Source organism: Pseudoflavonifractor sp. MSJ-37 (genome assembly GCF_018917965.1).
GTDB lineage: Bacteria > Bacillota > Clostridia > Oscillospirales > Oscillospiraceae > Pseudoflavonifractor_A.
In genome coordinates this window covers 1,069,495-1,082,110 of the sequence record NZ_JAHLPP010000001.1, presented here as the reverse complement: position 1 = coordinate 1,082,110, position 12,616 = coordinate 1,069,495, and the positions used below count along the sequence as shown (strand labels likewise).

Annotated in this window: 14 protein-coding genes; 9 read left to right on the top strand and 5 right to left on the bottom strand. The window is 65.3% G+C overall.

The genetic code is table 11. The features are described from left to right. The first annotated feature begins 27 nt into the window (after positions 1–27). From KQI12_RS05140 to KQI12_RS05110, 7 genes are all read left to right on the top strand, one after another. Positions 28–639, top strand: coding sequence for a molybdenum cofactor guanylyltransferase (locus tag KQI12_RS05140; RefSeq protein WP_216571067.1), 612 nt, complete (start codon positions 28–30; stop codon positions 637–639). A gap of 147 nt (positions 640–786) precedes the next feature. Continuing rightward, the gene (locus tag KQI12_RS05135; protein WP_253290813.1) at positions 787–2,022 is read left to right on the top strand and encodes a radical SAM protein; all 1,236 of its coding nucleotides are present in this window, start codon (positions 787–789) and stop codon (positions 2,020–2,022) included. A gap of 100 nt (positions 2,023–2,122) precedes the next feature. Next, on the top strand, positions 2,123–2,482 hold the full coding sequence (locus KQI12_RS12770; protein ID WP_216571065.1) for an iron chelate uptake ABC transporter family permease subunit: 360 nt from the start codon (positions 2,123–2,125) through the stop codon (positions 2,480–2,482). Positions 2,483–2,638: 156 nt separating this feature from the next. Then, a complete protein-coding gene (locus tag KQI12_RS05125; RefSeq protein WP_216571063.1) occupies positions 2,639–3,508 on the top strand; it encodes a transporter substrate-binding domain-containing protein in 870 nt (289 codons plus the stop codon). Positions 3,509–3,600: 92 nt separating this feature from the next. Continuing rightward, a complete protein-coding gene (locus tag KQI12_RS05120) occupies positions 3,601–4,248 on the top strand; it encodes an amino acid ABC transporter permease (protein WP_216571061.1) in 648 nt (215 codons plus the stop codon). A 12-nt stretch (positions 4,249–4,260) separates the two neighbouring features. Next, entirely contained in the window at positions 4,261–5,049 is a 789-nt protein-coding gene (locus KQI12_RS05115; protein WP_216571060.1) for an amino acid ABC transporter ATP-binding protein, read from the top strand. A gap of 117 nt (positions 5,050–5,166) precedes the next feature. Then, the gene (locus KQI12_RS05110; RefSeq protein WP_216571059.1) at positions 5,167–5,505 is read left to right on the top strand and encodes a hypothetical protein; all 339 of its coding nucleotides are present in this window, start codon (positions 5,167–5,169) and stop codon (positions 5,503–5,505) included. A 91-nt stretch (positions 5,506–5,596) separates the two neighbouring features. On the opposite strand, the gene murC is transcribed toward KQI12_RS05110, so the two are convergent. Next, the gene (gene murC / locus KQI12_RS05105) at positions 5,597–6,973 is read right to left on the bottom strand and encodes a UDP-N-acetylmuramate--L-alanine ligase (protein ID WP_216571058.1); all 1,377 of its coding nucleotides are present in this window, start codon (positions 6,971–6,973) and stop codon (positions 5,597–5,599) included. 148 nt (positions 6,974–7,121) lie between these two features. Between murC and KQI12_RS12435 the strand changes: the two genes are divergently transcribed. Beyond that, entirely contained in the window at positions 7,122–8,300 is a 1,179-nt protein-coding gene (locus KQI12_RS12435) for a CCA tRNA nucleotidyltransferase (protein WP_253290812.1), read from the top strand. Further along, positions 8,297–8,674, top strand: a complete 378-nt coding sequence (locus KQI12_RS05095) for a hypothetical protein (protein ID WP_216571057.1) — start codon at positions 8,297–8,299, stop codon at positions 8,672–8,674. The genes KQI12_RS12435 and KQI12_RS05095 overlap by 4 nt, the downstream gene beginning before the upstream one ends. 46 nt (positions 8,675–8,720) lie before the next feature. On the opposite strand, the gene KQI12_RS05090 is transcribed toward KQI12_RS05095, so the two are convergent. Genes KQI12_RS05090 through KQI12_RS05075 form a run of 4 tightly spaced genes read right to left on the bottom strand, consistent with a single transcriptional unit; the run spans position 8,721 to position 12,584 of the window. Beyond that, positions 8,721–9,497, bottom strand: a complete 777-nt coding sequence (locus tag KQI12_RS05090) for an ABC transporter ATP-binding protein (RefSeq protein WP_216571056.1) — start codon at positions 9,495–9,497, stop codon at positions 8,721–8,723. Continuing rightward, positions 9,494–10,516 carry an iron ABC transporter permease gene (locus tag KQI12_RS05085; RefSeq protein ID WP_216571054.1) on the bottom strand — a complete coding sequence of 341 codons (1,023 nt, stop codon included), beginning with the start codon at positions 10,514–10,516 and terminating at the stop codon, positions 9,494–9,496. Before KQI12_RS05085 ends, KQI12_RS05090 begins: the two co-directional genes overlap by 4 nt. A gap of 38 nt (positions 10,517–10,554) precedes the next feature. Then, positions 10,555–11,718, bottom strand: a complete 1,164-nt coding sequence (locus tag KQI12_RS05080; RefSeq protein ID WP_216571052.1) for an ABC transporter substrate-binding protein — start codon at positions 11,716–11,718, stop codon at positions 10,555–10,557. Continuing rightward, positions 11,715–12,584 (bottom strand): iron transporter, encoded by an 870-nt coding sequence (locus tag KQI12_RS05075; protein ID WP_371817963.1) that lies wholly within the window; start codon positions 12,582–12,584, stop codon positions 11,715–11,717. Before KQI12_RS05075 ends, KQI12_RS05080 begins: the two co-directional genes overlap by 4 nt. Positions 12,585–12,616: the final 32 nt, after the last annotated feature.

Genomic DNA, 12,616 nt, shown 5'->3' with positions numbered 1-12,616 from the left:
GCGAAAAGGGTGGAGTCTATGCGCATCATGACCGTGATCTTGACCGGGGGCCGTTCCAGCCGGATGGGGCAGGACAAGGGGAGCCTGTCTCTGGATGGAGAGACCCTGCTGGAGCGGACGATCCGCCGGTGGACCGGCGTGTTCGACGGCGTGGCCGTCTCGCTGGGGGAGACCGGGCGGGCCCTCCCGGTGGGCGTGGCCGGCATCCGGGACCTCCATCCGGGCTCCGGCCCCATGGCGGGGCTGGAGGCGGCTCTGGCGGCGCTGGACACCGACGCGGTGTTCCTGACCGCGGTGGATATGCCCTTCAGCGACCCGGCCATGGCCCGGCGGCTGGCCGGGCAGGCGGGGGAGGCCGACGTGTGCCTCATCCGGCGGAGCGGCGGCCGCCTGGAACCTCTGTTCGCCCTGTACCGAAAAAGCTGTCTCCCGGTGGTGGCGAGGAGCATCGCCGGAGGCCGGATGGCCTTCACCCGGGGTCTGTTCCCCTATGTGGCTGTCCGGGAAGTGGGGGAGGAGGAGCTGGCCGGGTTCGATGTGGAGCGGAGCCTTTTCAACGCCAACGACCCGGCGGAGTGGGACCAGGCCCGGAGCATGATGGAAGACCTGCCGGAGCTTCGGCGCACGGAGGAGCGGTGAGAGCCGCTCCTTTTTTATCGACCGGACCCCTGAAAATATGGATACAGGTATAGACATCATAAGACGTTTGTGCTATACTTCCATGCGTGATGTTTTAAAAAATGATTCGTTTCCGCGAAATGAACGTAAGGGGAGAAGGTGGCGGCCTTGCCGGAGACCAACGTGTTCTTCAAGGGCGTGGACTCGGAGGCCATCCCGGATCTGGCCCTCGACTACATCATCAGCATGAGCAAGCCCCCCCATCTCAGTGAGTATACGGACCAGCTGGGCATCCCCGTGGTCTCCGTGTCCAAGGACGCCTTGGATGGCTATGCCGAGGAGGAGGAAAGAAAGATGGATGATGAACTGATCCAGGTGCTGGAGCGGGCCAAGGAGCGCCCCATCGGTCGGGAGGAGGCCCTGTTCCTCTTCCGGCATACGGAGGGGGACGAGGAAGCCGCCGCCCTCTTCGCCGCGGCCCGGGCCGTCCGGGACAAGGTGAAGGGCCGCCGGATCCGGATGACTGGCGGCATCGCCTCGGTCCTGCGCTGCGATCTGAAGCCCAACTGCATCTACTGTCCCTATTGGAGGGAGCTGGGGAAGGACCCGCTCTCCATCGATGAGATCCTGAAGGCGGTGGAGTATATCACGTCCCACGGCATCCGGGACTTCCACCTCAGCGGCGGGACCACCCTGGGGAGCGACGGCGCGGACATCCTGGCGATCGTCCGGGCCATCGACAAGGCCGGCTTCCACGACGTGGAGATCGACGTGAACTGCGGCGCCGCCATGTCCCTGGACACCCTGCTGGAGCTGAAGGAGCTCCGGGTGAAGATGGTCCGCTCGGTCTTTGAGACGCTAAACCCCAAGGTGTTCGCCCGGATGAAGCCCGGCGACAGCCTGGAGGCCAAAAAGCGCTTCGCCCAGGACATCTGTGACGCGGGGATCGGCTTCGGCACCGGGATCCTGGCGGGCCTCAGCCCTCAGGAGACCAAGTATGAGGACTATGTGGACTTCCTGTTCCAGATCAAGGGATATCCTCGGCTCAAGAGTCTGTATGTGAGCAAGTTCTATCCCTTCAACGGCATCCTCCTGAAGGATCGGCCGGCCTGCTCCGCGCGGGAGGCCGGCCGGGTGGTGGCCGTCGCCCGGCTGGTCCTGCCCGAGATCGACATCGGAGGGGCCCAGGGCTGGTGGGCCACCAAGGGCGGCCCCACCTCGCTGGAGGCTGGCGGCGGGAACAGCGCCCTGGGCATCCATATCGACCGGACCCCCGGCTATATCGACACAGAGAAGGCCGCCCGGGAGGAGGGCTTCGAGTATCGGGACGGCATGGAGTTCCGCAACACGATCGCTCAGGTGGAGCAGTACTACAAGGAGCAGGGCATGGAGATCTATTATTGACGACGGCCCTGTGGATCTGGCACGGCCCTCCGTCTCCGCACGTAGCGGGGCGGAGAGCCGTGCTTTGTGTCGAACATGAGAAGAGGAGCGCGGTAGTGAGATGAGACCGAACAGACAGATCCGGAGCGGAGCGCTCTATCCGGTGCTGATCCTGGTCCTGATCGGGACGATGGCCGCCTGGGCAGCCAATACGGAGGTGGCTCTGTTCGATATCCGCCTGCCGCGGATCGCGGCGGCCGCTCTGGTGGGCTGGGTGGGGCTGGTGATCCCCCATGTGGCTCGGGCCCTCTGCGGCTCCAACTATCAGCGGCTGATCCCCACCTCCGCCCTGGTGGGCGCGGTGTTCCTGGTGCTCATGGACGACATCGCCAGGTGTGTGTTCGCGGTAGAGGTCCCGCTCGGGATCCTGACCGGATCCTGCGGCGGACAGACGGTGCGCTGCTGTGTAGCGCTGCCCTGACCGGGGGGAGGAGCGCGGAGCGGGTCCACAAAATTTTTTCATTTACCCCCTTCCCAAAACTACTTTATTGTGTTACTATACTAAAGCAATGAGGGGCCGGCGCTCCTACGGAGCCTGCCCGGTACGATCACATCATGACTTTGGAGGAACCTGGAAATGAAAAAGCAGCTCTTCTCTCTGGCCTTGGCGACCGCGCTGGGCCTGTCTCTCACCGCCTGCTCCGGCGGCTCCGCCAGCTCCACCCCCGCGGCCAGCACGGCGCCCGCCGCCTCTGCTCCCGCTGAGACCGCCTCTGCGGACAGCGACTGGAGCTATGTCAGCGGCAACGGCACCCTGAAGATCGGCTACACGCTGTTCGAGCCCATGAACTACATCGGGGAGGACGGCCAGCTCACCGGCTTCGAGACCGAGTTTGCCCAGGCCGTCTGCGCCAAGCTGGGCGTGGAGCCAGAGTTCGTGGAGATCAATTGGGACTCCAAGGTCCTGGAGCTGGAGTCCAAGAACATCGACTGCATCTGGAATGGCATGACCATCACCCCCGAGCTGGAGGAGGCCCTGTCCATCTCCGATCCCTACATCAAGAACTATCAGGTGGTGGTGATCCGCTCCGCCGACGCGGACAAGTACACCGACACCGCCTCTCTGTCCGGCGCGAACCTGGAGGCCGAGGCCGGTTCCGCCGGTGAGGCCGCCATCCAGGACGATGCGGACCTGAGCCAGGCCAGCTACACCTCCGTGCTGAAGCAGACCGACGCTCTGCTGGAGGTCAAGAGCGGCGCCGCGGACGCCGCCGTCATGGACTTCGTCTTGGCCAACGCTCTGGCCGGCACCGGCGACTACTCCGACCTGACCGTCATCCCCGACCTGGAGCTGTCCGTGGAGGAGTATGGCATCGGCTTCCGCAAGGGCTCCGACGTCACGGAGAAGGTGAACGAGGCCATGCAGGAGCTGATCGATGACGGCACCCTGAACGATTTGGCTGTGAAGTATGAGCTGGGCGACCTGCTCCTGGCCAACCAGAAGTAAGAGACAAGACCACAAGACGAGAGCGCGAAAGGCAGGAGGCCGATACCTCCTGCCCTTCGCTTGCTTATCGACATGGACGGAGGAGAAAGACTATGTCATTCCAGACCGTGACGATGATGTTGCTGGAGGGGTTCCGCTATAACTGCGAGCTCTTCGCGGTCACGCTGATCCTGGCCCTGCCCCTTGGACTGGTGGTGTCCTTCGGCACCATGAGCCCCTTCAAACCCCTGAGCTGGCTGGTCCGGTTCTACGTCTACATCATGCGTTCGACCCCCCTGATGCTCCAGCTGGCCATCGTGTTCTATATGCCGGGCATCCTGCTGGGGCCGGGCCACTCCCTCTCCCGGATGGGGGCGGCCGCGGTGGCGTTCGTGCTCAACTATGCCGCCTATTTCTCGGAGATCTTCCGGGGCGGAATCCAGGGCGTGCCCGCCGGCCAGCGGGAGGCCGGACAGGTCCTGGGCCTGACCAAGACCCAGATCTTCTTCCGGATCACCCTGCTCCAGGTCATCAAGCGCATCGTGCCCCCCATGGGCAATGAGATCATCACGCTGGTGAAGGACACCTCTCTGGCCAACTTCATCATGGTGGCGGAGATCATCAAGATCGCCAAGGACTTCGGCAACAAGGCGATGATCTGGCCCCTGTTCTATGCGGGCGTCTTTTTCCTGGTGTTCAACGGCATCGTCACTCTGCTGCTGAACCTGGCGGAGAAGAAGCTGAGCTATTTCCGGGTGTAAGGAGGACGTGATATGGCGATCTTAGAGGTAGACGGCATCAAGAAGGACTTCGGTCCCACCACGGTCCTGAAGGGCATCAGCTTCTCGCTGGAGGAGGGGCAGGCGCTGGCCATCATCGGCTCCTCCGGCTCCGGAAAGACCACCCTCCTGCGGTGCTTGAATTTCCTGGAGACTCCCGACTCCGGCACCATCAGGGTGAAGGACGAGCTCCTGTTCGACGCGGCGGACCCGACCACCCAGAAGGAGAGAGAGATCCGCCGGAAGCGGCTCCACTTTGGCATGGTGTTCCAATCCTTCAACCTGTTCCCCCAGTACACGGCGCTGGAGAACGTGACGCTGGCCCTGAAGCTCAGCGCCCGGGAGCGTCCCGACTATAAAACGCGCAGGCGGGAGCTCCTGACCGAGATCGACGGGCAGGGCATGGCCCTGCTGGAGATGATGGGCCTGAAGGAGCGGGCGGAGCACTATCCCCACCAGCTCTCCGGCGGACAGCAGCAGCGGGTGGCCATCGCCCGGGCGCTGGCCCTCCGGCCCGACGTGCTCTGCTTCGACGAGCCGACCTCCGCTCTGGATCCGGAGCTCACCGGCGAGGTCCTGCGGGTGATCCGGGGATTGGCGGAGAAAAAGACCACGATGGTCATCGTCACCCATGAGATGGCCTTTGCCCGGGACGTGGCAGATCAGGTCATCTTCATGGACGGCGGCGTGATCGTGGAGCAGGGGCCCGCCCGAGAGGTCATCGAGCACCCCACGCAGGAGCGCACCCGGCAGTTCCTGTCCCGCTACGCGGAACAGCCCTGACATACAGAAAGCCCACGGAGACGGATATCGGTCCGGCCTCCGGGGGCTTTTCCATTTGGCGCGATTATGCTATCATAAGAAGTGAAAAAGCAGTCGAGAGAGAAGGAGGAACGGCATATGGAGGAGTGTTTCCTGCCTGTCCTGTCCCATTTCCAAAACGAGAATTTCTGGACGGCCAGCGCCGGCCGGATGCGCTATCGGGTGGTCCCGAAGGACGATTCCCTGACGGCGGAGGTCTGGGAGGGCCCCTGGAGCTATGCGTTCAGTACCGTGGAGGAGACCAGGACGTTCCCCATGAGCGAGGAAGGCCTGGAGGCCATCCGGGCCTGGGTCACGGACTGGGCAGCCCAGATCGGAGCCCGACCCGCCCGCACACTGGAGGAGACCATCGCCATGCGGGACGCGGCCGTGGCGAAGAAACAGGCGGAAGCGGAACAGCAGTCGGAGGAGAGCTGACCCGCCCTCTCCGGAGGTGGAGACGAAACACAGGCATCGCCCCGTGCAGCGGAGCGATGCCTGTGCCGTTTTGAGGGGGGAAGAGGCGCGTTCAGTCCTGTGCTTTGAGCAGGGCCTCACCGGCGGTATAGATGTCGCCGGCGCCCACCGTGAGGAGCAGGTCGCCGGGCTGGGCCAGCTCCTTCAGCGTCTGAGTCACTTCGGAGAGTGTGGCGCAGTAGCGGCTGCCGGGGATCTGATCGGCCAGATCCCTGGAGGAGATGCCGATGTCGTTGGTCTCCCGGGCGGCATAGATCTCGGCCAGCACAGCCACGTCGGCCTCCCGGAGCACCTTCACGAAATCATCGAAGAGGGCCTTGGTCCGGCTGTAGGTATGGGGCTGGAAGGCGCAGACGATCCGCTCGTAGCCCAGCTTCTTCACTGCGTCGAAGAGGGCCTGGAGCTCGCCGGGGTGGTGGGCATAGTCATCATAGACCTCCGCCCCGTGGTAGGTGCCCTTGTGCTCGAAGCGGCGGCCCGCCCCGTGGAAGGCGCTCAGCCCTTCCTCCACGGCGGAGGCGGGGAAGCCCAGCGCGATCGCGGCGGCAGAGGCGGCCAGAGCGTTTCGGACATTGTGGAGGCCGGGGACCTGGAGCTCCACATGGGCGAACTTCGTACCATGGTGGATCACATCGAAGGAGGGGAGCCCGTTCTCCCAAGTCAGGTCTGCCGCGTGAACGTCGCCCTGCTCCAGGCCAAAGGTCCACATGGGACGGGTCTCGCCCGCCAGCGTATGCATGGTGTTGGCGTCGTCCCCGTCGGCGATGATGAGGCCGTCCTCCGGCACCCGGTCGGCAAAGGACCGGAAGGAGCGCTCCACATCGGCCAGGTCCTTGAAAAAGTCCAGATGGTCAGCCTCGATATTGAGGATCACGGCCACGGTGGGGAAGAAGGAGAGGAAGGAGTTGCAGTACTCACAGCTCTCCAAAATGATAGTGTCTCCGTGTCCCACCCGGAAGCCGGAGCCAAGCAGGGGAAGGGTCCCGCCGATCATGACGGTGGGGTCCGCGGCGGCGGCCATGGCGATGTGGGTACACATAGAGGTTGTGGTGGTCTTGCCGTGGGTGCCCGCCACGCACAGCGCGTTCTTGTAGCTCCGCATGATGGAGCCCCAGGCCTGGGCCCGCTCAAAGACGGGGATCCCAAGCGCGTGGGCCTCTGCGATCTCCGGGTTGGAGTCGTGGACGGCGGCGGTGCGGACGATCAGCTCGGCCCCGTGGACGTTTTCCGCCCGGTGGCCGATGTCCACATGGATGCCGAGCGAGCGGAGGTGGTCCACCGCGGCGCTTTCTTTCATATCGGAACCGGTGATGACCATGCCGGCCCGATGGAGGACCTCCGCCAGCGGGGACATGGACACGCCGCCGATGCCGATCAGATGGGCCCGGCGTCCGGGTCGGAGATAGTCATGGATATTTGAAGAAACCATGGGTTTACACACCCTTTCCGAAAGTCTATAATGGAACGGAGACCGGCGGGACGACCCGCCGTCAACACCTCATTATATACCAACGGACAGTGGTTCCACAAGAGGCAGATCGGACCGTCCGCACACAGAAGAGAAGGGGAGGACGGGCATGGGACATTTGGAGATCCCGCCGGAGATCGGACAGGTACGGGACACGCTCTGGGCAGCGGGACGGCCTGCCTACCCGGTGGGCGGCTGCGTCCGGGACCAGCTCCTTGGCCGGACGCCGGGGGACTATGATATGACCACCGCCGCCCGGCCGGAAGAGGTCATGGCCCTCTTCCGCCGCACGGTGCCCACGGGGCTGAAGCACGGGACCGTGACGGTGCTCACAGGCATCGGCCCGGTGGAGGTCACCACGTTCCGCCGGGAGGGGGGCTACTCCGACAGCCGCCACCCGGACGCGGTGGCCTTCGACGCCACACTGGAGGAGGACCTGGCCCGGCGGGACTTCACGGTCAACGCCATGGCTCTGGACCGGGACGGGACGGTCGTGGATCCGTTCGGCGGGCAGGCAGACCTGGCGGTGGGGCGGATCCGCTGTGTGGGGGACCCGGAGGAGCGCTTTTCCGAGGACGCCCTGCGGATGCTCCGGGCAGTGCGCTTCGCCGCCCAGCTGGGCTTCCGGATGGAGCCGGGGCTGGTCCGGGCAGTCGGGAGGCTGGCGCCCCGGGCGGCGGCCCTCTCCGCCGAGCGGGTGCGGACCGAGCTGGAAAAGACGATCTGCTCGCCCCGCCCCGGCGGAGCGGAGGCCCTGTTCTATCTGGGCCTGCTGGAGCGGTACGGCCCAGGACCGGTCCGGCCGCTGGAGGGACTGGGACGGCTTCCGGCAGAGCCGCTGGCCCGCTGGGCGGGCCTCTGCGGAGCGCTGGACCGGGATCCGGAGCCCTTCCTGACCGCTCTGCGGCTGGAGGGGCGGATCGTCCGGGCCTGCGGCGGGGGCTTTCGGATCTGGAGGGCCGGGCTGCCGGAGCATCCGGCCGACTGGCGGCGGGCTTTGGCGGATCAGGGGACCGAGGCGGTCCGCGCGGCCGTCTGGATGGCCTTCACAGCCGGAGAGGACCGGCGGGACGAGCTGGAGCGGACGATCGCGCAGGGCGGATGCCGGTCGGTGAAAGATCTGCCTGTGACCGGTGGAGAGCTGGCGGCCCTGGGGTGGAACGGTCCGGCCATCGGAGCGGTCCAGCGCCGTCTGCTGGACCATGTGCTGGAACGCCCGGAGGATGCCCGGCGGGATCATCTGCTGGCCCTGTTGGAGAGATGGAAAAAGGAGGAACGAACGAAATGAGGATGCTGACCCTGGAGAAGGAGGAGCGCGGCGTGGCCCTGAGCCTCACCGCCCAGCCCATGGGGGCGGACTGGAACGTGACGATCACCGGCGGAGAGGTGCCCCATCTGGGAGCGGCGGCCCTGGGCACGCCCTACCGTCACCCGGACGGCCGCATCGGAGCCAGCGCGTCGGTGCTGGTCCTGCCCAGCCACAAGGAGGACGGACTGGTGAAGCGGGCGGCCGAGCGCCTGGCCAAACGGCTGGACTGCGCGGTGCTGGTCAGCGGCGGCATCCACATCGACGGCCTGAGCCCGGATGGCATCGCCGCCGTGCTGGCTCTGGCGGAGGCCGCCGTGGAAGAGCTGGGCGAACGGATGGCGGCACAAAAATAACGATGGGCCCCGCACAGCGTCCTGTGCGGGGCCCATCGTTGTTTGGTCACGGAACGAACTCCAGTGAGTCGAAGCAGGGGTCGTACCGGCCATGCTCCATGTGGTAGAGCTGGGCGATATACTCCTTGGTGAACACCTCCGCCGGGGGAGCGATCCGGTCGATCCGGTCCCCGGCCACACAGACCACCAGATCGGAGACCCGTTCCGCCAGATCCAGCTCGTGGAGGGACATGAGCACCGCCAAGCCCTCCTCCCGGACCAGACGCTTGATGATCGACAGGAGCTCCAGCTTGTAGCGGATATCCAGGAAGGAGGTGGGCTCGTCCAAAACGATGACCTCCGGCTGCTGGCATAAGGCCCGGGCCAGCAGGATCCGCTGGCGCTGTCCATCGCTGATGGCGGAGAAAGGGCGTTCTGCCAGAGCGAGACCGTCCACCTGCCGGAGGGACTCTTCCACGATCCGGCGGTCCTCCGGACCCAGCAGACCCAGACGCCCGGTGTAGGGATATCGTCCGGTGCTCACCAGATCCCGGCAGGTCATGAGCTCCGGACGGATCCGCTCCGTCATGAGGATGGACATGCGGCGGGCCACCTCGTTGGGGCTTCGGCGGGCCATGTCGGTGCCGTCCAGCAGGACGGTCCCGGCCAGATGCCTGAGCTGGCCCACGATGCTCTTCAGGATCGTGGACTTGCCGGAGCCGTTGGGCCCGATCAGCGTCACCACCTGCCCGGGCTGGACTCGGAGCGAGATCGCCCGGATGAGAGGCGTGTCCCCATAGCCTACGGAGAGGCCCTCGGTCCGGATGCGGTCGTCCTGTGTCATGCGGCCTCACCTGCCTTCCGGTGGACCATCATATAGAGGACGATCGGCGCGCCGAACACGGCGGTGACGGAGCTGATGCTGACCTCCGTGGGGGCAAAGGCCGTTCGGGCGATCAGGTCGCAGAGCAGGCACGACACCGTGCCGCCCAGAAAGCAGGCCGGGATCATCAGGATCGGCTTGGCCGTCCCGAAGAGGGACTTCATCAGGTGGGGCACTGCGATCCCCACGAAGGAGATCGGGCCGGCGAAGGCAGTGACACAGGCGGACAGCACACTGGACAGCAGGATCAGCGCCGCCCGGAACGCCTTGATGTCCACGCCCATGTTCTGGGCATAGCCCTCCCCCAGCTGGTAAGCCCCCATGGGCTTGGACAGGAGGAAGGACAGGACCAGAGCTCCGCCGCAGCAGACGGCGGCGGTCCGCACCTGCTCCCAGCCGATGCCGGAGAAGGAGCCCATGGACCAGTTGTGGAGGTTCACGATGTTGGAGTCCTCCGCGAACGTCACGAAGAAGTCGGTGAGGGCGGAACAGATGTAGCCGATCATCACGCCGCACACCACCAGCAGGCTCATGCGCTTCACCCGCTGGGAGAGGAGCAGGACGAAGCCCATGGACAGCATGGCCCCCAGAAAGGCCGCCCCGATCAGCACGCCGGAGGTGGAGACCACCCCCCGGCTCAACAGGAAGATCATGCACAGGGAGACGGTCAGCTTGGCCCCGCTGGAGATGCCCAGCACGAAAGGCCCGGCGATCGGGTTGTGGAAGAAGGTCTGGAGCAGGAAGCCGGATACGGACAGGGCGCCGCCCAGCAGGGCCGCCGCCGCGATCCGGGGGAGGCGGATGGACCAGACGATCTTCCGTTCTGTGGGATCCCCGCCGCCCAGCAGGATCTGGAGGACCCGGTCCACAGGGACGGAGACGCTCCCAGCGTTGATGTTCCAGACCAACAGCAGGAGGGAGAGGATCAGCAGGAGGCAGAAGCCGCCCACCGCCCGTCCCGTCCGACGGTCCAGTCTCATAGACCCACCCCTTTCATATTTTGCCGTATGGCGGAAGCTCATGTGAGCCGGTAGAGGAAGTGGAGCTGGCTGTCGTCCACCGCCGGATCGGTCAGGATGGCGTGGACGTCCAGGATCATATCGCCCAGCTCTAGCGACTCCTGATAGAAATTCTTGGACACGCACCATACGTTCCCGGCCTGGACGGCCTTCAGGTCCGCCAGGAGGGGGCTTTTGGCCAGAAGCTGGTCCAGGCTCTGGAGTTCCCCGTCGATGGTGCTGTTGTAGATCAGGAGGTCCGCGTCCTGGGCCCCGGCATAGAAGGTCTCCATCTGGATGGTCATGGTGGAGCGGGCATCCCCGTCCTCCAGATCGTCGAAGGAGAGATAGGTCCCGCCCGCCAGGGCGATGGACTTGGCCACATAGTCCCCGGACCGGCGGACGTTCACCGCCCCGTTGGAGGTGACATAGAAGAAGGCCACGGTCCGGTCCGCCGGGGCCTGACCGATCACGCCGGACAACTCGTCCGTGAGCTGATCGAAATAGGCGTCGGCCTGGTCCTCCTCGTCCACCAGAGCGGCGAAGAATTTGAGCCACTCCATGCGTCCCAGCGGGTCGCTCTCATAGCTGGAGCGCTCCACCAGGACGGGGATGCCCAGCTCCTCCAGCTGTTCCTTCACCTCGGGAGTGTGGTAGATCATGGTGTTCTCGATGACCAGATCGCAGCCCTGAGAGAGGATCCGCTCATAGTCCGGGGCGGAGTACTTGCCTGCGTACTGCATGGTCCCGGCCTCCATGGCGTCCCGGGCCTCCGGGATGTACCAGCCGGACTCTTTCTGGCTGCTGAGGGTGATGTCCCCGATGGCGCCCAGCTGACGGAAGTAGTCCATGCCGGCGGTGGCTGCCAGATAGATCTGGTCCAGCGGCTGCTGCAGGACGGTGATGTCCTCCTCCAGCCCCGCCGGCACCGGCGCGCCCTCAGCGACCACCAGCAACCGCTGGTCCTCCCCGTCGATGCCGATCAGCTTATAGTCCTCTCCGCAGTAGCGGACCGAGAACTCCTGGGCATAGTCCAGCTCCATGGTCCGGTCGAAGGACAGATCCGACCAGTTCGGAGCGGTCGCCGCCGGCGGAGCGGAGGAGGTGGCGGTCTCTCCGCCGCAGGCGCCGAGGAGGACCGTCAGGATCAGCGCGGCCGCCGGGAGACCGACCGTCCGCCTCATGCGGCGGGGGAGAGGGAGGCGGAGTCCAGCTGGATGGTGTACTCCACCTCGTGGGGGGTGCTCATGGCGGTGGTATCGGCGGTCACGTCCAGCTTGGTGTCGAAGGCCGCCACGGGGATCTCGAAGGTAGAGCCGCCCTCCAGGGTGGTGGGTTCATAGCGGACGCCGTCCACCAGCATATAGTCATATTTGTCACTGCTCCAAATCAGAGTGGCGGTGACCTGATCTCCGGCCACGGTGACGGCGCAGGGGGACTGGATGGAGGCCCGGCCGGAGCCGCCCTCCAGAGCGATGTCCGCCGTGTAGCTGCCATCGGTCAGCCCGAGGTCCGCGGCGGTCTTGCCCTCGGACTGGATGGGCTGGGGATCGGAGACGCTGACCTTGTGGTCGTACCAGGTGCCCTTCTTGCCGAGGAGGGCCAGGTCGAACTCCTGATCCAGAGCGGGGACGGGCACATCGAAGCCGTTGACCTCCTCGGAGAGGCCGTCACTGTAAGTGACGGTGTCCACGGTGGGCTGGAGGAGCTCCGCACCGTCCTTCTGAGCGTCCTCGGCCAGACCGGGGAAAAGGTTCACGATGTTCTTGGAGGTCAGGCTCACATGGATGGTCATCTTGCCGTCCGCCACAGTGAGCGTGCCCTTGCCCTCACAGGCCTCGTTCACATGGAACATGGAGCTGTCGGTGTCGAATTTGGCCTCATAGACGCCGTCTGGGAGGGCGGCCTCGGTGGAGGAAGAGGGGGTGGGCGCTGGAGCCTCCGAGGCGGTGGGAGCCGTAGAGACGGCAGGGGAGGCGGTCTGGCCGCAGCCGGCCAGCAGAGCGGAGGCGAGGAGCAGGCTCCCCATGGGTACGAAGATGCGTTTCATAGTCATTTCATCCTTTGCGTGTCAGAAGTGAT

What these genes read in the sequence shown, in the direction of transcription:
- KQI12_RS05110 (WP_216571059.1), top strand. Translation starts at nt 5,167, where the DNA reads ATGGAGGAGTGTTTCCTGCCTGTCCTGTCCCATTTCCAAAACGAGAAT.
- KQI12_RS05090 (WP_216571056.1), bottom strand. Translation starts at nt 9,497, where the DNA reads ATGACACAGGACGACCGCATCCGGACCGAGGGCCTCTCCGTAGGCTAT.
- KQI12_RS05075 (WP_371817963.1), bottom strand. Translation starts at nt 12,584, where the DNA reads ATGAAACGCATCTTCGTACCCATGGGGAGCCTGCTCCTCGCCTCCGCT.
- KQI12_RS05120 (WP_216571061.1), top strand. Translation starts at nt 3,601, where the DNA reads ATGTCATTCCAGACCGTGACGATGATGTTGCTGGAGGGGTTCCGCTAT.
- KQI12_RS05085 (WP_216571054.1), bottom strand. Translation starts at nt 10,516, where the DNA reads ATGAGACTGGACCGTCGGACGGGACGGGCGGTGGGCGGCTTCTGCCTC.
- KQI12_RS05140 (WP_216571067.1), top strand. Translation starts at nt 28, where the DNA reads ATGACCGTGATCTTGACCGGGGGCCGTTCCAGCCGGATGGGGCAGGAC.
- KQI12_RS12770 (WP_216571065.1), top strand. Translation starts at nt 2,123, where the DNA reads ATGAGACCGAACAGACAGATCCGGAGCGGAGCGCTCTATCCGGTGCTG.
- KQI12_RS12435 (WP_253290812.1), top strand. Translation starts at nt 7,122, where the DNA reads ATGGGACATTTGGAGATCCCGCCGGAGATCGGACAGGTACGGGACACG.
- KQI12_RS05125 (WP_216571063.1), top strand. Translation starts at nt 2,639, where the DNA reads ATGAAAAAGCAGCTCTTCTCTCTGGCCTTGGCGACCGCGCTGGGCCTG.
- KQI12_RS05115 (WP_216571060.1), top strand. Translation starts at nt 4,261, where the DNA reads ATGGCGATCTTAGAGGTAGACGGCATCAAGAAGGACTTCGGTCCCACC.
- KQI12_RS05080 (WP_216571052.1), bottom strand. Translation starts at nt 11,718, where the DNA reads ATGAGGCGGACGGTCGGTCTCCCGGCGGCCGCGCTGATCCTGACGGTC.
- murC (WP_216571058.1), bottom strand. Translation starts at nt 6,973, where the DNA reads ATGGTTTCTTCAAATATCCATGACTATCTCCGACCCGGACGCCGGGCC.
- KQI12_RS05095 (WP_216571057.1), top strand. Translation starts at nt 8,297, where the DNA reads ATGAGGATGCTGACCCTGGAGAAGGAGGAGCGCGGCGTGGCCCTGAGC.